Source organism: Microbacterium sp. S308A+ (genome assembly GCF_049800815.1).
Classification (GTDB): domain Bacteria; phylum Actinomycetota; class Actinomycetes; order Actinomycetales; family Microbacteriaceae; genus Microbacterium.
Map to the genome: position 1 here is coordinate 333,685 of NZ_JBNAFT010000001.1, position 24,074 is coordinate 357,758.

General features: G+C 69.1%; 22 protein-coding genes. 19 read left to right on the top strand and 3 right to left on the bottom strand.

Going from position 1 to position 24,074, the window contains the following annotated elements:
• Positions 1-32 precede the first annotated feature (32 nt).
• The 4 genes from ACP15J_RS01560 (at position 33) to ACP15J_RS01575 (ending at position 5,563) form a co-directional block, all read left to right on the top strand.
• Entirely contained in the window at positions 33-485 is a 453-nt protein-coding gene (locus ACP15J_RS01560; RefSeq protein ID WP_424935782.1) for a preprotein translocase subunit YajC, read from the top strand.
• 34 nt (positions 486-519) lie between these two features.
• Complete coding sequence (gene secD / locus ACP15J_RS01565) at positions 520-2,250, top strand: protein translocase subunit SecD (protein ID WP_424935781.1); 1,731 nt, start codon at positions 520-522, stop codon at positions 2,248-2,250.
• Positions 2,250-3,245, top strand: coding sequence for a protein translocase subunit SecF (gene secF, locus ACP15J_RS01570; RefSeq protein WP_424935780.1), 996 nt, complete (start codon positions 2,250-2,252; stop codon positions 3,243-3,245). The genes secD and secF overlap by 1 nt, the downstream gene beginning before the upstream one ends.
• A 65-nt stretch (positions 3,246-3,310) precedes the next feature.
• On the top strand, positions 3,311-5,563 hold the full coding sequence (locus ACP15J_RS01575; RefSeq protein WP_424935779.1) for a RelA/SpoT family protein: 2,253 nt from the start codon (positions 3,311-3,313) through the stop codon (positions 5,561-5,563).
• Here the strand turns inward: ACP15J_RS01575 and ACP15J_RS01580 are convergent.
• From ACP15J_RS01580 to ACP15J_RS01590, 3 genes are all read right to left on the bottom strand, one after another.
• Positions 5,550-6,122, bottom strand: coding sequence for a hypothetical protein (locus ACP15J_RS01580; RefSeq protein ID WP_424935778.1), 573 nt, complete (start codon positions 6,120-6,122; stop codon positions 5,550-5,552). The two genes, ACP15J_RS01575 and ACP15J_RS01580, sit on opposite strands and share 14 nt — an antisense overlap.
• 83 nt (positions 6,123-6,205) lie before the next feature.
• Entirely contained in the window at positions 6,206-7,555 is a 1,350-nt protein-coding gene (locus tag ACP15J_RS01585) for a DUF349 domain-containing protein (protein ID WP_424935777.1), read from the bottom strand.
• Positions 7,556-7,666: 111 nt separating this feature from the next.
• Positions 7,667-7,954: a hypothetical protein gene (locus ACP15J_RS01590; RefSeq protein WP_424935776.1), complete on the bottom strand. Its 288-nt coding sequence runs from the start codon at positions 7,952-7,954 to the stop codon at positions 7,667-7,669.
• Between the two features lie 68 nt (positions 7,955-8,022).
• Here ACP15J_RS01590 and ACP15J_RS01595 point away from each other — a divergent pair, with 68 nt between their 5' ends.
• From ACP15J_RS01595 to ACP15J_RS01665, 15 genes are all read left to right on the top strand, one after another.
• Positions 8,023-9,360 (top strand): replication-associated recombination protein A, encoded by a 1,338-nt coding sequence (locus tag ACP15J_RS01595; RefSeq protein WP_424935775.1) that lies wholly within the window; start codon positions 8,023-8,025, stop codon positions 9,358-9,360.
• Between the two features lie 193 nt (positions 9,361-9,553).
• Positions 9,554-10,183, top strand: coding sequence for a 30S ribosomal protein S4 (gene rpsD, locus ACP15J_RS01600; protein WP_424935774.1), 630 nt, complete (start codon positions 9,554-9,556; stop codon positions 10,181-10,183).
• A gap of 125 nt (positions 10,184-10,308) precedes the next feature.
• The gene (locus ACP15J_RS01605; RefSeq protein ID WP_424935773.1) at positions 10,309-10,506 is read left to right on the top strand and encodes a hypothetical protein; all 198 of its coding nucleotides are present in this window, start codon (positions 10,309-10,311) and stop codon (positions 10,504-10,506) included.
• 72 nt (positions 10,507-10,578) lie between these two features.
• Positions 10,579-13,236 (top strand): alanine--tRNA ligase, encoded by a 2,658-nt coding sequence (gene alaS / locus ACP15J_RS01610; RefSeq protein WP_424935772.1) that lies wholly within the window; start codon positions 10,579-10,581, stop codon positions 13,234-13,236.
• Positions 13,233-13,709, top strand: a complete 477-nt coding sequence (gene ruvX / locus ACP15J_RS01615) for a Holliday junction resolvase RuvX (protein ID WP_424935771.1) — start codon at positions 13,233-13,235, stop codon at positions 13,707-13,709. Before alaS ends, ruvX begins: the two co-directional genes overlap by 4 nt.
• 389 nt (positions 13,710-14,098) lie before the next feature.
• Positions 14,099-15,259, top strand: coding sequence for an endolytic transglycosylase MltG (mltG, locus tag ACP15J_RS01620; RefSeq protein ID WP_424935770.1), 1,161 nt, complete (start codon positions 14,099-14,101; stop codon positions 15,257-15,259).
• The gene (locus ACP15J_RS01625) at positions 15,226-16,101 is read left to right on the top strand and encodes a shikimate dehydrogenase (protein ID WP_424935769.1); all 876 of its coding nucleotides are present in this window, start codon (positions 15,226-15,228) and stop codon (positions 16,099-16,101) included. The genes mltG and ACP15J_RS01625 overlap by 34 nt, the downstream gene beginning before the upstream one ends.
• Positions 16,102-16,105: 4 nt before the next feature.
• Complete coding sequence (gene aroC, locus ACP15J_RS01630; RefSeq protein WP_424935768.1) at positions 16,106-17,335, top strand: chorismate synthase; 1,230 nt, start codon at positions 16,106-16,108, stop codon at positions 17,333-17,335.
• Positions 17,322-17,837: a shikimate kinase gene (locus tag ACP15J_RS01635; RefSeq protein WP_424935767.1), complete on the top strand. Its 516-nt coding sequence runs from the start codon at positions 17,322-17,324 to the stop codon at positions 17,835-17,837. The genes aroC and ACP15J_RS01635 overlap by 14 nt, the downstream gene beginning before the upstream one ends.
• Entirely contained in the window at positions 17,834-18,925 is a 1,092-nt protein-coding gene (aroB, locus tag ACP15J_RS01640) for a 3-dehydroquinate synthase (protein ID WP_424935766.1), read from the top strand. Before ACP15J_RS01635 ends, aroB begins: the two co-directional genes overlap by 4 nt.
• A 2-nt stretch (positions 18,926-18,927) precedes the next feature.
• A complete protein-coding gene (locus ACP15J_RS01645; RefSeq protein ID WP_424935765.1) occupies positions 18,928-19,443 on the top strand; it encodes a GNAT family N-acetyltransferase in 516 nt (171 codons plus the stop codon).
• Positions 19,444-19,515: 72 nt separating this feature from the next.
• Positions 19,516-19,956: a type II 3-dehydroquinate dehydratase gene (aroQ, locus tag ACP15J_RS01650; protein WP_424935764.1), complete on the top strand. Its 441-nt coding sequence runs from the start codon at positions 19,516-19,518 to the stop codon at positions 19,954-19,956.
• Between the two features lie 82 nt (positions 19,957-20,038).
• Positions 20,039-20,602 (top strand): elongation factor P, encoded by a 564-nt coding sequence (gene efp / locus ACP15J_RS01655; protein ID WP_424935763.1) that lies wholly within the window; start codon positions 20,039-20,041, stop codon positions 20,600-20,602.
• Between the two features lie 18 nt (positions 20,603-20,620).
• Positions 20,621-21,031, top strand: coding sequence for a transcription antitermination factor NusB (gene nusB / locus ACP15J_RS01660; RefSeq protein WP_424935762.1), 411 nt, complete (start codon positions 20,621-20,623; stop codon positions 21,029-21,031).
• Positions 21,032-21,039: 8 nt separating this feature from the next.
• Positions 21,040-24,018 (top strand): DEAD/DEAH box helicase, encoded by a 2,979-nt coding sequence (locus tag ACP15J_RS01665; RefSeq protein ID WP_424935761.1) that lies wholly within the window; start codon positions 21,040-21,042, stop codon positions 24,016-24,018.
• Positions 24,019-24,074: the final 56 nt, after the last annotated feature.

Genomic DNA, 24,074 nt, shown 5'->3' on the forward strand with positions numbered 1-24,074 from the left:
TGCGCGCCCGTCATCGAAAGGCACAGCCCGGTATGGAATTCGGCACCTTCATCTCTCAGTACGGTCTCTTCTTCGTCCTCGCCATCCTGCTGGTCTTCATGATCTTCAGCACGCGCCGTCGCACGCAGCGCATGAAGCAGGAGCAGGAGGAGAAGGCGAAGCAGACCGTCCCGGGCGCTCGCGTGCTCCTCCAGGGCGGCCTCTACGGCACGATCGTCGACTTCGACGCGGAGAACCTCGATCAGCCGGCCCGTGTCGAGATCGCTCCCGGCGTCGTCATCGAGGTGCACTCGCAGGCGATCCTGCGCATCGTCACCGACGAGGCACCCGCGGACCAGGCGCCCGCTCCGCTCGACGACACGGTGACGCCTCTCGACGAGCGCGATCTTCCGGCCGCACCGAAGGCGGACGCGCCCGACGTCACCATCGAGACGGCCGAGGAGACCCGTGCGCGCCTCGAGCGCGACGGCGACGGCAGCAAGTAACACGCTGGTCCCCGACAGAAAGCTCTGATCCTTCGTGGCTTCATCCTCTCCCGTCAAGCACGCCTGGCGGGTTCTCATCGGTCTGCTGGTCGTGACCGGCGTCCTCTTCGGCGTCAACGCCCTCGGCGTGTACGTCTTCCAGAAGAGCTCTTGGACGCCGGAGCTGGCGCTGGACCTTCAGGGCGGCACGCAGATCATCCTCAGCGCGCAGACGCCCGACGGGAAGGACCCCGCGCAGGACCAGCTGGACCAGGCCCGGTTGATCATCAGTCAGCGCGTGGACGCCTCCGGCGTCGGCGAGGCAGACATCACCACCGAGGGCGGGCGCAACATCGTCGTCCAGATCCCCGGCAAGGTCGACGACGAGACACGGAACCGTATCGAGAAGAGCGCGAAGCTCGAGCTGCGAGCGGTCCTCGCCGCGACGAACCCGGCGACGAGCTTCGTCGGAGAGGACGGCAAAGAGACGCCTTATCCGACTCCCGACCCCTCGCTGCCCGCGACGCCCACCGCCACGCCGACGGACGGCAGCGACCTGTCGTGGATCACCCCGAGGCTGCAGGCCGAGCTCCTCTCCTATGACTGCGCCACGGCGCGGAAAGACCCGGCCGGCGCGCCGGCCGACCAGCCGCTGATCGCCTGCGATCCATCCGGCCAGGTCAAATACCTCCTGGGACCGGTCGAGCTCGACGGAAACTCCATCACGGACGCGACGAACGGCCGGGAGCAGGACTCGGGCCAGTGGACGGTCAACCTGTCGTTCGACGACAAGGGGACCAAGGCCTTCGGCGACGTCAGCAAGCGCCTCTACGCCTACAAGGGCCAGGGGCTCAGCCCGTGGGACCAGTTCGCCTTCGTGCTGGACGGCTCGGTGATCTCGGCGCCAGCGATGAACGGCATCATCCTCAACGGCAAGCCCAGCATCAGCGGGAGCTTCACCCAAGAGAGCTCCAAGAGCCTCGCCGACCAGCTTCGTTACGGAGCCCTTCCGCTGAGCTTCACGGTGGAGAGCTCCGACACCGTGTCGGCGACCCTCGGATCGCAACAGCTCCAGATCGGCCTCATCACGGGGCTCATCGGCCTGGCGCTCGTGGCCATCTACTCGCTGTTCAGCTATCGAGCGCTCGGCTTCGTCATCATCGCCTCGATCGGCGTGATGGCGGTGCTGACCTATGTGATCGTCTGCATCCTCGCCTGGCGCATGGGCTTCCGTCTCTCGCTCGCCGGGGTCGCGGGCCTCATCGTCTCTATCGGCTTCACCGCCGACTCGTTCATCGTCTACTTCGAGCGGATCAGGGACGAGCTGCGCGACGGCAAGTCCATCACCGGCGCGGTGGAGGACGGTTGGGCGCGGGCCAAGCGCACGATCTACATCTCCAAGTCGATCAACGTGCTCGCCGCCGTGGTGCTGTATATCCTCGCCGACGCGACGGTGAAGGGCTTCGCGTTCACGCTCGGTCTCACGACGCTGATCGACGTGTTCATCTTCGTGATCTTCACACACCCCGTCATGCAGTTGCTCGCCCGTACACGGTTCTTCGGGGAGGGTCACCGGCTGTCGGGAATGGATCCCGAGTCGCTCGGCGCGGTCTACCGCACTCGCACGCAGTATCGGAGCGTCGCGGCGGGGACCACGGGGAAGGCTGCGCGCGCGAGCCGTTCGCGAGGCGAGGCGGAACGGCGTCAGACCATCGCGGAGCGCAAGCGCGCCGAAGCCACGACGAACGACAGATCCGGCGAGACCGGAACGGGAGGCGACGCCTGATGCGTTCCATGAACCAGTTCGGCAACGACCTCTACTCGGGGAAGACCTCCTTCCCGTTCGTGGGCAGACGGCGACTGTGGTTCGTCATCGCCATCCTTCTCGTCATCGGCTCGGCACTCGTGCCGCTCTTCCGGCCGATCCAGTTCTCGATCGAGTTCACGGGCGGATCGCAGTTCACGGTCGAGAGTCCCGCGAGCACGGACCAGGGCCTCGCCGGCGAGGCGGTGCGATCGGTCGTCCCTGGCGCAGCGACCAAGGTCACCACCGTCGGAGGCCGGGACATCCGCGTGCAGACCGACCAGATGACGGACACGGAGACCCGGGAGGTCGCCGCCGCCCTCGCCGAGGCATATGGCGTCGAGGCCGAGGCCATCAGCCCGTCCTACATCGGTCCCAGCTGGGGAGAGAGCGTCACCCGCCAATCCCTGTGGGGCCTGGCGATCTTCCTTGCGCTGACCTTCCTCATCCTCGCGTTCTACTTCCGCACCTGGAAGATGTCGGCAGCCGCGATCCTCGGTCTGCTCGACGTGCTCGTGATCACCATAGGCGTGTATGCGCTGGCCGGGTTCGAGATCTCGCCGGCGGCGGTGATCGGCTTCCTCACCATCCTCGCGTATTCGCTCTACGACACCACCGTCGTGTTCGACAAGATCAGGGAGAACACGACAGAAGAGGGCGAGCATTCGTCGAGGACGTTCGGGGAATCGGTGAACCTCGCGGTGAACCAGACGCTCGTGCGGTCGATCAACACCTCGATCGTCGCGGCGCTTCCGGTCGGCGCGATCCTCTTCATCGGCGCTTTCTGGCTGGGGGCGGCGACGCTGACCGACATCTCGTTGTCGATCTTCGTGGGCATCCTTGTCGCCACCTACTCCACGCTGTTCGTCGCTGCTCCGCTCTACTCGCTGTTCCGCGAGAACGAGAAGCCGATCGCCGAGCATGACAAGCGGGTCCTCGCGGCTCGGGAGCGTGCGGTCACGACGGCTCAGGCCTGAACGGTGGCGACGGTCCCGGCCTCGCATCGCGCGCGTAGGATGATCTCCTCGGGGGAGGAGGCCGGATGAGTGAGACCAGTGCCGTCCAGGGGTCGAGCCTGCGTCGACTGGTGCCGCGGATCTTCTCGCGCGCGCCGCGGATCAACGACCTCGACAACCTCGTCCGCACGGTGCGGCAGAACCATCCGCGCGGGGACCTCGCCATCATCGAGCGTGCCTACGCCGTCGCGGCGGAGAAGCACGAGGGGCAGAAGCGTCAGAGCGGAGAGCCCTACATCACCCATCCGCTGGCGGTGGCGCAGATCCTCGCCGAGCTCGGCCTCGGGCCTCGCGCGATCGCGGCAGCGCTTCTGCACGACACGGTCGAGGACACCGGCTACGCGCTGACCGAGCTGACCGCGACCTTCGGCGACGAGGTCGCGATGCTCGTCGACGGCGTGACCAAGCTCGACAAGGTCAAGTACGGCGAGAGCGCGCAGGCCGAGACGGTGCGCAAGATGATCGTCGCGATGTCCAAAGACATCCGAGTGCTGATCATCAAGCTCGCCGACCGACTCCACAACGCTCGCACCTGGGGCTTCGTGCCGCCGGAGAAGGCGGCACGGAAGGCCACCGAGACGCTCGAGATCTATGCGCCGCTCGCGCATCGCCTCGGGATCCAGGCGATCAAGTCCGAGCTCGAGGACCTTTCCTTCGCCGTGCTGCACCCGAAGATCTACGCCGAGATCGACAGTCTCATCACGCAGCGTACCCCGCAGCGCGACAAGTACATCCGCGAGGTCGTCGAGGCGGTCGAGTCAGATCTCCGTGACCTCCGCATCCGTGGGAAGGTCGCGGGCCGCCCCAAGCAGATGTACTCGGTGTACCAGAAGATGGTGATCCGCGGTCGCGAGTTCGACGACATCTACGACCTCATCGGCATCCGCGTGCTCGTCGGCACCGTCCGCGACTGCTATGCGGTCCTCGGCGCGATCCACGCGCGGTGGACGCCGCTGCCCGGACGGTTCAAGGACTACATCGCGACGCCGAAGTTCAACCTGTACCAATCGCTGCACACGACGGTGATCGGGCCCGCAGGGCGGACGGTCGAGATCCAGATCCGCACGCACGAGATGCACCAGCAGGCCGAGTACGGCGTGGCCGCGCACTGGATGTACAAGGAGCGGATGAACGGCGGGCGCGCCGAACCGCGGGCGTCGGACACCGACATGGCCTGGCTGGCGCACATCTCCGACTGGCAGGCGGAGACCGCCGATCCCAGTGAGTTCCTCGACTCGCTGCGCTTCGAGATCGGTGCCAAGGAGGTCTACGTCTTCACCCCGAAGGGCCGGGTGATCGGGCTTCCCTCCGGCGCGACGCCGGTGGACTTCGCGTACGCGGTTCACACCGAGATCGGCCATCGCACGATGGGCGCGAAGGTCAACGGCCGCCTCGTGCCCCTGGAGACCACGCTGAAGAGCGGCGACGTGGTCGAGGTCTTCACCTCCAAGAACCCGGATGCGGGCCCGAGCCAGGACTGGCTGAGCTTCGTCAAGAGCACCAGGGCGAGGAACAAGATCCGTGGCTGGTTCACCAAGGAGCGTCGCGAGGAGGCGATCGAGCAGGGCAAGGAGGCGATCGCCCGGGCGATGCGCAGGCAGAACCTGCCCCTTCAGCGGTTGATGAGCCAGGACTCCTTCGCGGAGGTCGCCCGGCAGCTGCGCTACGAGGACGTCTCGGCGCTCTACGCAGCCGTCGGCGAAGGGCATGTGTCCACGCAATCGGTGCTGGAGAAGGTCACCGCGCTCGTCGCCGCCGGCGAGGAAGACACGAACACCGGAGCGATCGACCTTCCTGCGCGGGGACGGAGCCGTATTCCCCGGGAAGGGGATTCGGGCGTCCTCGTGCGCGGGGCGGCCGATATCCTTGTCAAGCTGGCGAAGTGCTGCACACCCGTGCCAGGCGACGAGATCGTCGGCTTCGTCACCCGCGGGAGCGGAGTCTCGGTGCATCGCGCGGACTGCGTCAACGTCAAGGCGCTCTCAGCGAACAAGGACCGGCTGGTGGACGTCGAATGGGCGCCGACCACACGCAGCGTCTTCCTCGTGCAGATCCAGGTGGAGGCACTTGACCGCTCGGGACTGCTCTCCGATGTGACGCGTGTGCTCAGCGAGCATCACGTGAACATCCTCTCCGCGACGGTCTCGACGACCTCGGATCGTCTCGCGCTCAGCCGGTTCGTGTTCGAGATGGGCGACACGGTACACCTGGATCGGGTGCTGAACGCGGTCCGCCGGATCGACGCGGTCTACGACGTCTATCGCGTCACGTCGTCCTGAGCCCTGCCGCGACCTCCCGCTCGAGGCTCGCAAGCAGCTCAGCGGCCTGCGATGTCGTCGCGCCGCTGCCGGGAGGGCGGAGGAGGGAGCGGACGGTGTCGACGAGGTCGGGGCGGACGATCCCCAGTGCGACGGCCCAGGGATAGACGACGGGGCGCCGCACCGACCACCGCACGAGATCGAGCAGCGTCCGCGCGGGCGTGGCCACCGGCACCTCGCCGAGGAACAGATGATCGGCTTTGAGCGGAGTCTCGTGCAGCAGGAGCTTCTGCGAAGCCGCGAGCCGGACACGTCGTCCGGTCAGCTGGGCCTCGTGCCACGGCGGCGGGCGATCTCCTGCGCCGTGGATCCATGCCGCGCTCGGTCCGGCGAACGCGAGCCCCGGGCGTCCCTGGAGGCGACCTGCGATCGAGGCGGCGCGCAGGTGGGCGGTCTCGACACGATCGGCCGGGGCGTAGAGATCGCCGAGTTCGACGACGTCTCCGTCTAGCCGCGCCGCGCAGAGCTCCGGAAGGGAGAGGCGTTCACCGGGAACGAGGAGAGGAAGGGAGAGAAGCACACCAACAGCATGCGGGAACACCACAGGGCGGGAGTCCGAGGAGCCCCGCCCTGTGGAGAGAGCGCGATTGTGGAGGCCTGCGCTCAGCCCCCCAGCGCGTCGAGCCACGCCCGACGAGCCTCAAGCGCCTCGGTCGCACTCCTGAGCGCCTTCTCGTCGCCGGACCTCTCCGCGGCCTCGCGTTCGGCCTCCAGCTTCTCGATCGCCTCGAGCAGCTGACGGCTCATATCGTTGGAGCGAGCCTTCGTCTCCGGGTTGTTCCGTTTCCAGTCGACGTCCTCACGAGCCTTCAGCGCCTGCTCGATCACTCGCAGACGGTCGTCGAGTGCCCGTTCCTTGTCGCGCGGGAAGATCCGACCGACCTCGTCCCACTGCCGCTGGATGCGGGTGAGGAGGCTGCGGGCCTTGCCCAGGTTCGGTTCGTCCGCGACGGCCTTGGCCTCTTCGAGCAGTGCTTCCCTCGCCTCGATGTGGGGCGCCGATTCGGCCTGCTCCGCCGCGCTCTGCTCGGCACGTGCCGCGTACAGCGCGTCTCCGGCGGCCTTGAACTTCGCCCACAGGGCGTCGTCGGCCTTTCGTCCCGCCCGGCCTGCGGCCTTCCACTCGTCCAGGAGCCCGCGGTAGGCAGGGATGCCGTCGACACCACGCGGTGCAAGGGCCTCGGCGCGCTCGACGAGGCGGGTCTTCGTCTCCCGAGCGGCCTTGTGGTTCTCGTCGAGCTCGGCGTAGAACGCGCGGCGCTGGCGGTCGATCGTCGATCGGGCGTCCCGGAAACGCTTCCAGAGCTGGTTGGCCACGCCCTTGGGAAGCCGAGGGCCGTTCTGCTGCTGGCTCTGCCAAGCATCGAAGAGATCGGTGAGCTCGGCCGTGACCTGCTTCCACTGGACCGAGCTGAGGTCCTGTCCGGCGATCTCCTCTGCGCGGACCACGAGTGCAGTGCGGTCGGCGATCGCCTGCTCAAGAGCCGCTTTCGCCTCCTCGGCCTCCGCCTCCGTCGCGTCGGCGAGCGAGGCGAGAAGCGTCTCGAGGCGTGCGCGCAGCCCCGCCAGGTCGCCGACAGCAGCAGCGTCGGTGACCTCGTTCACCAGATGACGCGCCTGCTTCACGAGATCGCTCGCGGTGGCGCCGCCGCTCTGTTGACGCTGTTCGAGTGTGCGCACCTTGAAGGCGAGGTCGTCGAACTTGCGAGCGAAGTACGCGAGCGCCTCGGCCGGAGTGCCGTCCGGGTACTGGCCGACGACGCGCCATCCGTCGCCTTCGCGGACCGAGACGGTGCCGTCTTCCTCCGCACGGCCCCAGGCCTCCTCGTCCGCCGAGGCGGCAGAGGTCGACGGGGCTGCCGGGACGATCGGAACCGGTCGGATGGCCGACGGGGGACGAGGGACGCGCGGAGGGGTGGGAACGGGGACGTTCGTGGGCTCTTCGGCAGACACGGTGAACTCCTTGCGCGGCGTCGCCGCGGGAGGCGGAAAGGACAACGCTCAGCCTAGTACGCCCTGCTGACGGGCAGGGATGCGGCTCCGTCGTAGCGTCAGAGCACGAGGTCAGGGAGCAGGCGTCGGCGTGCCATGCTCGGTCGGCTGGGCGACGGGCGACGGGGTCGGCGAGACCGACGGAGCGGGCTCCGGCATGGTCGCCTGGGCGTGGAATGCCTGGCTGACGATCGCCGAGACCACGATGACCGCGCCGGCGACGGCGGCGACGGTGTTGTCCCGCACACGCCGCGCGATGACCCCCTTGTGCCACTGGGAACGGGCCGAGTGCGTCCGTGCGCGGTCCTGCTCGACGCGCGCGCGGCGCTCGCGGGCGTTCGTCGGGCGTCGTCCGGCCATCGGTCCTCCTGTCGAAGCTCGAACGAGCCTACCGCGAGCGTGTCGGCGCCGCCCGCTAGCCTGGAACGATGAGCTCCTCCGCGCCGCTCCTCTCGGGCCAGACGCCGCTCGCCGTGCGGATGCGGCCGGTCTCGCTCGACGAGGTCGCGGGGCAGCAGCACCTGCTCCGCCCCGGATCGCCGATCGTGACGCTCGCGGACGCGTCCGCGGCGACGGCCGCGAGCGTGTCGATGATCCTCTGGGGGCCGCCGGGGACGGGCAAGACGACCCTCGCGCAGGCGATCGCCCGGTCGTCCGGCCGTCGTTTCGTCGAGCTGTCGGCGATCACTGCCGGTGTCAAGGACGTTCGAGAGGTCATGCAGGAGGCGCTCACGCAGCGAGACCTGTATGGCCAGAGCACCATCCTCTTCCTCGACGAGATCCATCGCTTCACGAAGGCTCAACAGGACGCGCTTCTTCCCGGTGTCGAGAACGGCTGGGTGATCCTCATCGCCGCGACCACAGAGAACCCGTCGTTCTCGGTCATCTCCCCGCTGCTCTCTCGATCCTTGCTGCTCACGCTGCGACCGCTGACGGACGACGACATCGGGATGCTCGTGGACCGCGCGGTCACCGATCCGCGCGGCTTCCACGGATCGGTCGTGCTCGAGGACGACGCGCGCGCCGCCTTGATCCGCCTCGCCTCGGGCGACGGGCGCCGTGCGCTGACCGGTCTCGAGGCGGCGGCGTCGGTGGCCTCGGCTCCTGAGCGCCTCGAGGACGGCGTGTCCCCTGCGATCACCGCGGACGACGTCGCGCAGGCGGTGGATCGTGCGCTGCTGAGGTATGACCGTCAGGGTGACGAGCACTACGACGTGATCAGCGCCTTCATCAAGTCGATCCGCGGGTCGGACGTCGACGCCTCTCTGCACTATCTCGCGAGGATGATCGAAGCGGGGGAGGATCCCCGCTTCATCGCACGCCGCTTGGTGATCTCCGCGGCAGAGGATGTCGGCCTGGCCGATCCCCAAGCTCTCGGGATCGCCGTCGCCGCGGCGGACGCGGTCGCCTTCATCGGTATGCCCGAGGGGCGGATCCCGCTCGCCGAGGCCACCGTCTACCTGGCGACGACGGCCAAGTCGAACGCTGCCTACCTCGGGATCGACTCCGCGATCGCAGACGTGAGGGCGGGGGGATTCGGTCGGGTCCCCGTCCATCTGCGCGACGCCCATTACTCCGGTGCCAAGCGGCTGGGCCACGGGAAGGGGTACGTCTATCCGCACGACGCCGAGGCGGGCATCGTCTCGCAGCAGTACCTTCCGGAGGAGCTGCGGGGCCGTCGTTACTACTCGCCCAAGCAGCTCGGCGCCGAGCGTGACGTCCATGCGCGCCTGGAGAAGATCCGTCGCATCCTCGACGAGGGATGAGGGCGAAGCGATCGCCGACGTGCCGGGGTCTGGGCGCCTGATAGGATGAATCGGCTCGAAACCGTGTTTTCGGGCATCCCTCATCCCTTCGACACTCTGCGACATGCCCCGGCGTGCGCGTCGCGGAGGCGGGACCGAGGAGATACGTCCGCGAGCCGTGATGGTCACGGCCGCGTCATGGAAGGAATGCTTCGTGGTCACGAAGTCCCAGGACCGCCGCAAGGTCCGTCTCAGCCGCGCTCTCGGCGTGGCGCTCACCCCGAAGGCCGCCCGCTACCTCGAGAAGCGTCCCTACGCTCCGGGCGAGCACGGCCGCACCAAGCGCAAGGCCGACAGCGACTACGCGATCCGCCTTCGCGAGAAGCAGCGTCTGCGTGAGCAATACGGCATCCGCGAGAAGCAGCTGCGCATCCAGTTCGAGGAGGCCCGCCGCAAGGACGGTCTGACCGGTGAGAACCTCGTCGAGCAGCTTGAGATGCGTCTGGACGCGCTCGTGCTCCGTTCCGGCTTCGCTCGTACCACCGCGCAGGCCCGCCAGCTCGTCGTGCACCGGCACATCCTCGTGGACGGCCAGCTCGTCGACCGCCCGTCGTTCCGTGTGAAGCCGGGCCAGCTCATCCACGTCAAGCCGAAGAGCGAGGGCACTGAGCCCTTCCAGGTCGCCGCCGCCGGTGGTCACGCTGATGTCCTGCCTCCGGTCCCGGGCTACCTCGAGGTCGAGCTCGACAAGCTGCAGGCGCGCCTCGTCCGCCGGCCGAAGCGTGCCGAGGTCCCCGTGACCTGCGATGTGCAGCTCGTGGTCGAGTACTACGCGGCCCGCTGAGCGAGACGGACATCGACTCGGTCGCAGCGCGGCCGTCCAGGAGGCGTCGGGATTCCCCGGCGCCTCCTGGCTTTTGCGCATACGATGGATGGGCCGTGCGGTGCGGCCCGAACAAAGGTGACGACATGAAGAGCATGCTGTGGTTCCTGATCGGCGTGATCGGAGGCTTCGTCGCGGCGCACTTCTTGAACAAGGATCCGCGCGGGCATGACATCCTCAACGAGGTCGACGCGCGCATCAGCGAGTTCACCGGCATCCTCGGCGACGCCTTCCGCGAGCAGGAGGCGCGGCTCTCGTCCGCCGGGCCCGTGCCCGAGGACTGACCCGAGACCAGACACTCTTCGATCCGGCCGAGCCGGATCTTCGCTTCGAACGCAAGGAACCCTCGTACCCCTATGAAGACCGCGGAAGTCGCGCAGCGCTATCTCACCTACTTCGAGAAGAACGACCACGTCATCGTCCCCTCGGCGTCCCTGGTCAGCGACGATCCGACTCTGCTGTTCACGGTCGCGGGGATGGTCCCTTTCGTCCCTTACCTCACCGGGGTCGTGCCCGCGCCGCATTCGCGCATCGCCGACGTGCAGAAGTGCATCCGTACGAACGACATCGAAGAGGTCGGTCGCACCGCGCGCCACGGCACGTTCTTCCAGATGCTGGGCAACTGGTCGTTCGGTGACTACTTCAAGGAAGGCGCGATCCGGTATGCCTGGGAGCTGCTGACATCGTCGGAGTCCGACGGCGGCCTCGGGTTCGACGAGAAAGATCTGTGGGTCACCGTCTTCGAGACCGACGACGAGGCCGAGTCCATCTGGCGGGACGTCGTCGGGCTCAAGCCGGAGCGGATCCAGCGCCTCGGCCGCGCCGACAACTACTGGAACACCGGTCAGTCGGGCCCCGGCGGCCCCGACTCCGAGATCTTCTTCGACCGTGGGCCGAACTACGGCAAGGATGGCGGTCCCGCCGTCGACGACACGAGGTTCCTGGAGATCTGGAACCTCGTGTTCATGCAGGACTTCGTGGAGAACGTCCGAGGCAAGACCGAGTTCGACATCGTCGGGGAACTCCCGCAGAAGAACATCGACACTGGGATGGGCCTCGAGCGCGTCGCCTTCCTCAAGCAGGGCGTCGAGAACATGTACGAGATCGATCAGGTCCGCCCGGTGCTCGACCGCGCCGTCGAGCTCTCCGGTCGCCGGTACGGCGCGGATGCCCAGGACGACGTGCGCTTCCGGGTCATCGCGGACCATGTGCGCTCCTCGCTCATGCTGCTGTCCGACGGTGTACGGCCCTCGAACGAGGGCCGTGGCTACATCCTGCGCCGGCTCATGCGCCGGACGGTGCGGTCGATGCGCCTCTTGGGGGTGGACGCGCCGACCTTCCCCGAGCTGTTCGCGACCTCGCGGGACGCGATGAAGAGCGCCTATCCCGTGCTGGAGACCGAATGGGCCTCGCTCTCGGCCGCAGCATTCGCCGAAGAAGACACGTTCCTGCGCACTCTGGCCCAGGGCTCGACGATCCTCGACCTCGCGCTCGACGAGACGAAGAAGGCCGGGGGTAAGACTCTGAGCGGGCCGGATGCGTTCCTGCTGCACGACACCTACGGATTCCCGATCGACCTGACCCTGGAGATCGCCGAGGAGGCGGGGCTGAACGTGGACCGTCCCGCGTTCGACTCCCTGATGCAGGAGCAGCGGACGCGTGCCAAGGCCGACGCGCGCAGCCGGAAGCGCCAGCTGGCGGACGTCTCGGTCTACCGGGACCTGCGCGCGCTCGGCGAGACCTCCTTCCTCGGCTATGACGATCTGGAGACCGACTCGACCGTCCTCGGGATCCTGGTCGAGGGTCAGCCGACGCCCAGCGCCACGACCGGCCAGATCGCTGAGGTCGTGCTCGCCGAGACGACGCTGTACGCGGAGTCCGGCGGCCAGGTCGCGGACAAGGGCACGATCACCGGGTCGGGCTTCGTGCTCGACGTGCTCGACGTCCAGCGGCCGGTCCCGGGCCTCATCAGCCACACCGTGGAGGTGAGAGAAGGCATCGTGTCCGTCGACGCCACGGCCACGACGGTCGTCGACGCGGCCAACCGTCGGGCGGCCCGGCAGGCGCACTCCGCCACCCACCTGGTCCACGCCGCGCTTCGCGACACCCTCGGCCCGACCGCCACGCAGGCGGGCTCCCTGAACCGGGCCGGGTACATGCGGTTCGATTTCGCCTGGGGGCAGGCCCTCTCGCCTGAGACTCGCAGCGAGATCGAGGAGATCGCCAACCGCGCCGTCCAGGAAAGCCTCGAGGTCACCACGCGGATCGTCTCGCTCGACGAGGCGAAGGCCGCGGGCGCGATGGCGCTGTTCGGCGAGAAATACGGAGACGTCGTGCGGATGGTCGACATCGGCGGTCCGTGGTCCCGTGAGCTCTGCGCGGGCACGCACGTGCGTACGAGCGCGGAGATCGGGCTCATCAACCTCGTCGGCGAGTCCTCGGTCGGTGCTTCCAATCGCCGAGTGGAGGCGCTGGTCGGTCAGGACGCGTTCCGCGAGCTGGCCGCCGAGCGGGCGGTCGTCTCGCAGCTGACCACGGCGCTGAAGACCCCCCGCGACCAGCTGACCGAGCGGATCGCAGACCTGGCGGCGCAGTTGAAGGCTGCGGAGAAGCGGATCGCACGGTTCGAGGCGGCGGAGCGCGCAGGACGCGTGCCTGCGATCGCCCAGACGGCGACGGCCGTGGGACGTTTCCGTCTCGTGGCGCACGACCTGGGCGAGGTGGCAGGGGCGGACGAGGTCCGCGAGGTCGCGACCGCCGTCCGAGACGCGATGGGCGATGCGGCCGTGGCGGCGATCGCCGGTGTCGTCGGCGGACGGGCGATGGTCGTGGTTGCGACGAACGACGCGGCGCGCACCGGGGGAGCGAAAGCCGGCATCCTGGCCAAGGCTGCCGCAGGAGCGCTCGGGGGAGGCGGCGGCGGACGGGACGACGTCGCCCAGGGCGGAGGGACGAGCCTCTCGGCGCTGCCTGCCGCGTTCTCGGCGATCGAAGAGGAGCTGCGGCGCGCGTGAGCGGTTTCCGACGCGGCGTTCGCCTCGGCGTCGACGTGGGCCGGGCGAGGATCGGGGTCGCCCGCTGCGATCCTGACGGTCTCCTCGCGGTGCCGGTCGAGACGGTGCCCCGCGACGAGGCGTCCATCGCCCGCCTCGTGGATCTCGTCATCGAGCACGACCCCCTGGAGATCGTCGTGGGACTGCCGATCAACATGCGCGGCGACGACACCGCGTCGACCGCCGACGCGCGGGAGTTCGCGGCGGGGCTTCTCGCGGCGTCCCGCCGTCCCGTCCGTCTGGTCGACGAGCGATTGAGCACGGTGAGCGCGCACCACGCTCTTCGCTCCTCCGGTCGCACCCAGAAGGGCTCACGTGGCATTGTTGATCAGGTCGCCGCCGTCGTGCTGCTGCAACAGGCCGTCGACACCGAGAAGAGCGTCGGATACCCGACCGGCGCCCTGCTGACTCTCGACGAGGAGACAACCCGATAATGTCCGAGCGCCCCGAACGCACCCCCGAGTCCGGAGCGGATTCTCTCTCCGAGCTCTTCGGTTCGCTGCCCGATCCGCGCCCGCAGGCCCCTCGCCCGAGCACGGAGCCGCCCGCGCCCGGATCTCGGCGGGCTGTACGGGAGCGTGCCGCACAGGCAGCGAGGGAGCAGGCCTCCGGTATTGCGGATGGCCGCCCGGCGATGCCGGTTCCCGACGGCGTGGCGGAGCCCGTTTCTGACGGGGCGCCCGCTCGAAGCCCTTTCGATGCGGAGCCTGTGCCGGCTCCCGGGGTCGCCGGCCCCGGGAGCGAGCCGAGCTCCGCTATGCGGCCGCTCGACGCCGTCGCGCCGGGTGCGGATCGGCGACCGCCGTCCGAGTCTTCCCCCCCCATGGCGGAGATGGGGGAGGAGCCGCGAGAGCACGCGACGATCGACGACCTCTTCCGGCAGGAGTCGGAGGCCTCCTCGCACGAGACCAAGCCGCGCCGACGGCGCACCGGTTGCCTCGTGGCGCTTCTCATCGTCCTTGTCCTCCTCGGTGGTCTCGCCGCCGGAGGAGTCTGGGTCTGGAACACCTACGGCGACAAGATCAGCGAGGCTCTCGGCTGGGGCCCCTCGAAGGACTACGAGGAGGGGCAGGCCACGGGCAACGCCCTCATCACCATCAGCGCCGGTGACACCGGGGCCGACATCTCGACAAAGCTCTACGATGCCGGGGTGACGAAGACGAAGAGCGTCTTCTACGACATGATGGTCTCGGAGAGGATCGCGAAGACCTTCTATCCGGGCGTCTATCAGCTGAAGCTGAAGATGTCGGCCGCCGCCGCCCTCGCCGCGCTGAACGACCCCGCGAACAAGAAGGAGAACTCGGTCCTCCTGAACGAGGGGAACACGGTCGCCCAGATTCTCGCCAAGCTGTCCGAGGGGCTGGACAGGCCGCTCGAGGAGTTCACGGCCGCGGCTGCGGACCCCAAGGTCTATGGTGTGAACGCGCCGTCGCTCGAGGGCTGGCTCTTTCCCGCGCTCTACGAGTTCGCCCCCGAGGACACGGCCACCGACATCATCGCGAAGCTCGTCGACCGTACGCGACAGTCGCTTGCGAGCGCGGGCGTTCCCGCTGGGGACGAGGAGCGCGTCCTCACGATCGCCTCGATCATCGAGCGCGAGGCGGGGGCGGCCGACTTCGGCAAGGTCTCACGGGTGGTCGCGAACCGTCTCGCGCAGGACATGAAGCTGCAGATGGACTCGACCGCGCAGTACGGCTACGGCGAGATACACGACGGCAGTGTGAGCACCTCGGAGCAGGCGCAGAACGATGACAACCCGTGGAACACCTACGTGCATGCAGGGTTGCCTGCCACGCCGATCGCGAACCCCGGCGACGCTGCCATCGAGGCCGCCATGCACCCGGCCGACGGGCCGTGGCTGTACTTCGTCACGGTGAACCTCAACACCGGCGAGACCCAGTTCAGCACCACATACGAGGAACATCTCGGCTACGTCAAGCAGTGGCAGGAGTGGTGTTCCGCGAACCCCGACTCCGGATGCTGACCGACGCCGGGTCCGGCGCAGCGCGGCGACTCGCGGTCTGGGGGGATCCGATCGGCCACAGCCGTTCCCCGGATCTGCACCGCGCCGCCTATCGCGTGCTCGGTCTCGACTGGACGTATGACCGGAGTCGTGTGGAGGCGGCTCGCTTCGAGGACACCGTCGCAGGGCTGGGCACAGAGTGGCACGGGCTGTCGCTGACCATGCCGCTGAAGGAGGAGGCGTTCCGCTGGGCGCGGGCAAGAGACCGCCACTCGGAGCTGACCGGCGCCGTCAACACCCTCGTCCTCGACGGCGAGCAGCGCGGACATGGCTGGAACACCGATGTCGGAGGCCTCGTCCGCGCGCTGAGCGAGGCGGGGCTCGCCGATGCACGTTCCGTACGCATCCTGGGTGCGGGCGCCACCACCGCATCCGCGATCGTGGCGGCGGCGGAGCTCGGCGCGGAGCAGGTCGAGGTGCGCGCACGTCGTCCTGAGACCATCCCTCCTCTCGCACGGATCGCCGCCTCCCTCGGGCTGCCTCTGGCGGGCCGAGGGTTCTCGGAGGCGGCCGGGGTGGTCGACCTCACCGTCTCGGCACTCCCCGGGGGGACGGTGCTCCCTGACGCCGTCGCCGGTCCTCTCGCGGCAAGAGGCGGCACGCTCTTCGACGTGGCATATTCTCCGTGGCCGTCCGCACTCGCTCAGGCGTGGGGCGAGGGCCATGCCGTTCCCGGCCTCGCCATGCTCCTGCACCAGGCGGTGCTCCAGGTCCGGATCTTCCTGCATGGCGACGTGGGCGTCCCGCTGCCAGCGGAGGAGAAGGTCGTGGCCGCGATGCGTCACGCGCTCATGGGAGACTAGGACAATGCTCCGTGTTCTCACCGCCGGCGAATCGCACGGCCCCGAACTCATCGCGGTCATGGAGGGCATGCCTGCCGGCGTGCCCGTCTCCTCCGTGGCGATCCAAGCGGACCTCGCCCGTCGCAAGCTCGGCTACGGACGCGGATCGCGGATGAAGTTCGAGCAGGACGCGCTCAGCATCTCCGGCGGTGTGCGCCACGGGTTCTCCCTCGGCAGCCCGATCGCGCTGCGGATCGGGAACACCGAATGGCCGAAGTGGGTCGAGGTGATGAACCCGGAGCCGGCTGAGCTGACCGACCGCTCACGTGGGCGGGGCGCCCCGCTCACCCGCCCGCGGCCAGGGCACGCGGACCTGGTCGGCATGCAGAAGTACGGGTTCGACGAAGCGCGACCGATCCTCGAGCGCGCGAGCGCGCGGGAGACGGCGGCGCGCGTCGCGCTCGGCGCTCTGGCCCGGGCCTTCCTCGCTGAGCTCGGGATCCGTCTCGTGAGCCACACGCTCTCGATCGGTCCGGTCCAGGTGCCGGACGGCTCCGCCCTCCCGACGCCGGACGACGTCGGCGCCCTGGACTCCGACCCGTTGCGCTGCTTCGACGCGGAGACCTCGGCGCGGATGGTGGCCGAGGTCGACGCTGCACGCAAGGACGGCGACACCCTGGGCGGGATCGTCGAGGTCCTCGCCTACGGCCTCCCGCCGGGCCTCGGGTCCCACGTGCACTGGGACCGCCGGCTCGATGCGCGCCTCGCCCAGGCGCTGATGAGCATCCAGGCGATCAAGGGCGTCGAGGTCGGCGACGGCTTCGAGACGACGCGCCGCCGCGGCTCAGCCGCACACGACGAGCTGTTCCTCGCGGCGGACGGCATCACCCGTGGCTCGGACCGCGCCGGCGGCACCGAGGGAGGGATGACGACCGGGACGGTGCTGCGCGTACGCGCGGGGATGAAGCCGATCGCGACCGTCCCGCACGCTCTTCGCACCGTGGACGTCGCGGCAGGGGAGCCGGCGACCGCGCACCACCAGCGTTCCGACGTCTGCGCGGTCCCGGCGGCCGGGGTCGTGGCCGAGGCGATGGTCGCTGTCGAGCTCGCGAACGCTGCGCTGGAGAAGTTCGGAGGCGACAGCGTCGCCGAGACCCGTCGCAACCTCGAGGCCTACCTGGCTGCGATCCCCGAGGAGCTGCGCACCGCGCCGGCGTCGGAGGCCGCGCTGATCCTTCACGATGAGCTCGGCTGAGCGTGTCCTCGTGCTCGTCGGCCCGATGGGAGCCGGCAAGACGAGCGTCGGCCGCCGTGTCGCGCGTGTCCTCGGCCTTCCCTTCCGGGACACGGACAAGGCGATCGCCCGGGAGCACGGCCCGATCCCGGAGATCTTCGCCACCCATGGCGAGGAGCAGTTCCGAGCGTGGGAGCGCGAGGCGGTCAGCGACGCGATCGCGGAGGGCGGGGTGATCTCGGTGGGTGGAGGAGCCGTGCTCTCCGTGGAGACGAGGAGGCTCCTCGCCACCGTGCCGGTGGTGCTGCTCACCGTCACGCCCGATGCCGTGGCGTCCCGGATCTCCGGAAGCGGGCGGCCTCTGCTCGCCGGCGAGGAGGATCCGCTCCGCCGGTGGACACGCATCATGGACGAGCGGCGAAGCTGGTACGAGGAGGTCGCGGACGTGGTGTTCGACACCTCGCGGACGCCGATGGCCCGCGTCGCGGGACGCGTGGCGGAATGGATGAGAGGACGGGAATGACGGAGCAGACGACGATCTCGGTCGGAGGCAGGGACGCGTACGAGATCACGATCGGGCGCGACATCCTCGACCGGGTCTCCGCAGCTCTCGCGCCCACGGTCCGGAAGGTCCTCGTGGTGCATCCGCCGACGCTCGCCGACCGTGCCGCCGATCTTCGTGATCGCCTCCTCGCCGACTCCGAGAACGAGCCGCGAGAGGTGCTCCTCGCCGAGGTGCCTGACGCCGAGCAGGGCAAGCGCATCGAGGTCGCCGCGTTCTGTTGGCAGGTGATGGGGCAGGCGGATTTCACGCGGACGGACGCCGTCGTGGGATACGGCGGGGGAGCGGTCACCGACCTCGCGGGGTTCGTCGCGGCGACCTGGCTGCGCGGGATCCAGGTCGTCCAGGTCCCGACGACCGTCCTCGGGCTGGTCGATGCGGCGGTGGGAGGAAAGACCGGCATCAACACGGCCGAGGGCAAGAACCTCGTCGGGGCTTTCTGGGCTCCCCGTGCCGTGATCGGTGACCTGCGCGAGCTCGGCAGCCTCAGCGCCAACGAGGCCACCGCCGGGTTCGCCGAGGTGGTCAAGGCAGGCCTCATCTGGGCACCGGAGATCCTCGACATCGTCGAGGCGGACCCGGCCAGGGCGGTCGATCCGTCGACACGGGAGTTCCGGCGTGCGGTGGAGCTCGCGATCGCGATGAAGGCCGAGGTCGTCTCCGAGGACTTCCGTGAGGCCGATCGTCGCGAGATCCTGAACTACGGTCACACCCTGGGGCACGCGATCGAGCACGCGGAGCGCTATCGCTGGCGCCACGGGGCGGCGATCTCGGTCGGGATGCTCTACGCCGCGGAGTTGTCACGGTTGGCAGGGCGCCTCTCGGACGACGCGGCGAACCGCCACCGCTCGGTCCTGGAGATGCTCGGGCTGCCGACGTCCTATCGCACAGGGGCATGGCCGCAGCTCCTGGCCACGATGCAGCGCGACAAGAAGAGCAGGGGCGGGATGCTCCGGTTCATCGTCCTCGACGACATCGCGAAGCCGACCGTTCTCCAGGCACCCGACGAGTCACTGCTGTTCGCCGCGTACCAGGAGGTCGGAGCTTGAGCATGAGGGTGCGCCGCATCCGCGCCGACGAGGCGGACCGCGTCCGCGACCTGCGCCTACGGGCCTTGGCCGATCCGGTCGCCGAGATCGCCTTCCTGGACACTCTGGAGAACGCCACGGCCCAGCCGGAGGATTTCTGGCAGGCGCGGGCGAGGCGCGCCGCTGCTGGAGACGAGGCGGCGCAGTTCGTGGCCGTCGCCGAGGACGACGAGTGGTTCGGGACAGCGACAGTGCTGGTGACCGACGAGCGGCGTGCGTTGCGCACGGCGCTCGTCGTCGGCGTCTATGTCGCTGAGGGACACCGGGGTGAAGGAACCGTGGACGCGCTTCTCGACGCCTGTGCGGCCTGGGCGACGGACCGCGGGTTCGCGGAGCTCGTCCTCGAGGTGCACGTCGACAACGCGCGCGCCTCGGCCGCCTATGAGCGCTGTGGGTTCGTGCGGACCGGTGAGATCACGGAGCTGGCGAACGGCCACGAGCACGTCATGACGCGTCCGCTGCATCCTGTCGTGGGCTGAGGAGAGACGATCCCGAAGGATCGTCCGGGTTCTCCAGCCGGGGACGAGGCCCGCGGCTGCTAGCCTGCCGACGTGACCGAACGCCGAATCCTGCTCGTCAACGGCCCGAACCTCAACCTGCTGGGCGCCAGGGAGCCGGAGGTGTACGGCACCGCGACCCTCGCGGACGTGGAGCGGATCGCCCGTGACGCGGCGACAGAGTCGGGCTTCTTCCTCAGGGCCGTGCAGAGCAATCACGAGGGCGTCCTCCTCGACGAGATCCACGCCGCGCGGGCGGACTGCCAGGGGATCGTGATCAACCCCGGCGGCCTCACGCACACGTCCGTGGTCCTCCGCGACGCGTTGACCGGCGTCGCGCTGCCGTTCGCCGAGGTGCACATCTCCGACGTGCACGCGCGTGAGGAGTTCCGCCGCTTCTCCTATCTCGCCGACGTTGCCGCCGTGCAGGTGGTGGGGCGGGGCGTCGACGGGTACGCCGAGGCCGTGCGCCGTCTGGCGGCGCTCATCCCGTAGAATCGACTGTCGCCGCCTGCTCGCACCCGCGTCCGCGGGCGACGAGAGCCTCTCGACCTCACACGAACGGAACCTCCCGCGCATGGCATCGACCGCAGACATCAAGAACGGCGTCGTCCTCTCGATTGACGGACAGCTCTGGAGCGTCGTGGAGTTCCAGCACGTCAAGCCAGGCAAGGGCGGCGCGTTCGTGCGGACCAAGCTGAAGAACGTCGTCTCGGGCAAGGTCGTCGACCGCACCTACAACGCGGGCGCGAAGGTGGACATCGAGAACGTGGACCGCCGTGACTTCACCTATCTCTACACCGACGGCGACAGCTTCGTCTTCATGGACACCGAGGACTACGACCAGATCAACGTTCCTGCCGCCACCGTCGGCGACGCCGCGCACTTCCTGCTGGAGAACCAGCAGGTGACGATCGCCCTCAATAACGGCAACCCGCTCTATGTCGACATGCCGGCCTCGGTCGTGCTCGAGGTCACCTACACCGAGCCGGGACTGCAGGGCGACCGCTCGTCGGCGGGCACCAAGCCGGCGACGCTCGAGACCGGCTACGAGATCCAGGTGCCGCTGTTCCTGGAGACCGGCACGAAGGTCAAGGTCGACACCCGGACCGGCGACTATCTCGGCCGGGTCAACGACTGACCGGCGCGTATCGCACAGATGAGCGCCAGGACCAAGGCGCGCAAGCGCGCCCTCGACATCCTCTTCTCCTCGGACGTCCGCGGCGACGATCTGGCAGTGACCCTCGCCGCGGAGGCCAAGCGCGCGTCGGGGGAGCCTGCACGTGAGGCCTCCTGGCTCTACGCGCGTGAGATCGTCGACGGGATCATCGATCACCACGACGAGATCGACGAGCTGATCACGACGCACAGCAGAGACTGGAAGCTCGAGCGCATGCCGGCCGTCGACCGTGCGCTGCTGCGCATAGGCGTGTGGGAGATCGCCCATAACGACGAGGTGCCGACCGCGGTGGCGATCGACGAGGCCGTGGAGCTCGCCAAGGAGCTCTCCACCGAGGAGTCCGGCTCGTTCGTCCACGGAGTGCTGGCCCGGGTGGCCCGCGCGGTCTGAGCACGGACGTGTCGCGCACGGACGAACGGAGCTGGCGATTCCTGGTCCCCGCCCCCGAGCGCGACCGGATTCCGCTCGCGCTCGGGATGGAGCTGCGCCGCCGTGATGTTCACGACGAACGTCACTGGTCAGCGCGCCCGCTGCGCACGGCGACGGCGCGCGATCTCGTCCGCGATCCGGGCGAGCTCTTCCTCGGCGTCAGGCCTCTACGCTCCGGGACGGGTGAGCGCGCGTGGATCCGCGGCGACGCGACCTGGGATGCGGTGCGCCGGCCAGGCACACGGTTCGCGACGGCCCACTCGCGCTGGTTCGCGGATCTGCTGAGCATCTCCCGCGATTCGCTCCTCTCCGGCACCGCCGGCGACTGGCTGCTGTTGAACCCCGTCGAGTCCCCTCTGCTCTGGGGGCATCTGCGCCAGGCGGGCGAGGTCGGGATCCCGCTCATCGCGACGGAGCGGAACACGACCTTGACCTGGGCGGCGGACGTGCGTGTCGCCATCCGGGCGGACAGGGCCGGCACCGCTTCCGAGCGCCGACAGACGGCAACGGGCGACCCGCCTGAGGCGGGAATCGTGCTCACGGCGGAGGTCGAGCTCGACGGGGAAGCGGTCGAGCCGTCGACGGTGCGTCCGATCGGCTCGGGCGGCTTGCACGCGCATCGGGTGACAGGAGCCTCGATAGAGCTGCGTCTCGCCGAGCATCCGCTGGACGCATCCGTTCGGGCGCTTCTGACCAGCGGCGGCTCGCTGACGGTTGACGCGGGCGATCGGCCGGTGTTCGAGAGGGAGGGACTGCCGGTCCTGCGGCGGCGCGTTCCTCTCGTCATGGGTGAGGGCCTGATGCTGCCCGACCCGCCGCCGCCGCGCCCGGTGCTCTCGCTGATCCATCGGAGCCGCGACGTCGTGGAGTTCCGCTTCGAATGGGAGTATCCGGGGCTCGGGCGATATCCGTTCGACAGCGGCACGGAGCCGGCACGCGATCCCGATGCCGAACAGGAACTGCAGGCGGAGGTGATCCGGGCCTGGTGCGGGGCGACAGAGGCGCCTTTCGCCTCCTCCGGCCAGGTCCGCGACGCCGACGCCGCGGAGCTCGTCACTCGGGTCACGACCGCGCTCGAGGCGTGCGGCGTGCTCGTCGTGGTGAGCGGAACGCCGCGGCGGTACCACGAGCTCACCGGCGAGCCGGAGATCGCTGTCAGCACCGTCGAGTCGACCGACCCCGACTGGTTCGATCTCGGCGTCATCGTCCGCATCGATGGACGCGCTATCCCTTTCGAGCCGCTGTTTCGCGCGCTGAGCCTCCGTCGCTCGAAGCTGCTCCTCGTGGACGGGAGCTGGTTCGCGCTGCGACACCCCTCGCTCGATCGGCTTCGTGAACTGATCGACGAGGCCGTCGAGCTCGCCGAATGGGAGACCGGGCCCCGGATACATCGCGCGCAGGTGTCGCTCTGGGCGGACTTCGAGGACCTCGCGGACGAGGCGTATCCCGCCGTCGCCTGGCGCGATCGCGTACACGGCCTCGCACGCGCAGAGGGCGTGCCGACCACGCCGACGCCATCGGCCATCGCCGCCGAGCTTCGTCCGTATCAGCGGGAGGGACTGGACTGGCTCTCGCTCCTCTGGTCCCACCGGCTCGGCGGCATCCTCGCGGACGACATGGGGCTCGGCAAGACCCTCCAGCTGCTTGCGCTGGTCGCCCGCATCCGCGAGCAGGGGACGACGCGTCCTTGTCTCATCATCGCGCCGACGTCGGTGCTGGGGGCGTGGGCGGAGGAGGTGAGGCGGTTCGCCCCCGGGCTCGCCCTCGCTGTTCGGGATCGAACGGGAGCCGCCGGCGGTCTGTCCCTCGACGGCCTCGACGGGGCCGACATGGTGCTCACGTCTTACGCCGTTCTCCGTATCGACGCCGACGTCTTCGGCGCGCGGGAGTGGGCGGCGGTGATCCTCGACGAGGCGCAGAACGTCAAGAACCCCGCCACCCGTCTCCATCGCGCCGTCGCGAGCCTCCAGGCTGAGGCGGTGTACGCCGCGACCGGCACGCCGATCGAGAACGGTCTCGCGGATCTCTGGGCCCTGCTCGCCCTGACCTCACCGGGGCTGTTCGCCTCTGGCCGGCGGTTCCGCGAGGAGTACGTCCAGCCGATCGAGGACGGGAAGGTCCCGGAGAACGCGGAGGGGGCCCCGTACCGCCGCGCTCGGATCGAGCGTCTCCGGCGACGCATCCGCCCTTTCGTCCTCCGGAGGACGAAAGAACTCGTCGCGTCGGATCTTCCGGAGCGTCAGGAGCAGGTGCTGCGGATCGAGCTGGGCGCGGCGCATCGTGCCCGTTACGACGCCGCGCTCCAGCGTGAGCGGCAGAAGGTGCTGGGGCTTCTGCCCGATCTCGACCGCCATCGCTTCACCGTCTTCCGATCACTGACGCTCCTGCGCATGATGAGCCTCGCGCCGGGTCTCGTCTCCCCGGGGGACGCCGACATCGGCTCGAGCAAGCTCGACGCGCTCGTCGAGCACATCGCGGAGCTGCGCGCGGAAGGCCATCGCGCGCTCGTGTTCAGCCAGTTCACGTCCTTCCTCCGGCTCGCCGAACGGCGGCTGCGCGCCGCCGGGATGCGTACGGCGTATCTGGACGGGGCGACGCGCGATCGGACAGCGGAGATCGCTCGGTTCCGGGCAGGCGAGGACGACGCGTTCCTGCTCAGTCTCAAAGCGGGCGGCGTCGGGCTGACCCTCACCGAGGCGGACTACGTCTTCCTGCTCGACCCGTGGTGGAACCCGGCTGCCGAGGCGCAGGCGGCCGATCGCGCCCACCGGATCGGGCAGCAGAACCGCGTCTTCGTATACCGCATGATCGCGGCGGGGACGATCGAGGAGAAGGTCCTGGACCTCCAGCGCCGCAAGGCCCGTCTCACCGCGGCGGTCATGGACGACGACGATCTGTTCGCCCGGGCTCTCACGGCCGAGGACGTGCGCGACCTCCTCGGCCCCTGAGGCCGGCCGCATTAACCCCGGGCGGTCTCCAGGGGATCACCGGACGGCGCCGGTAG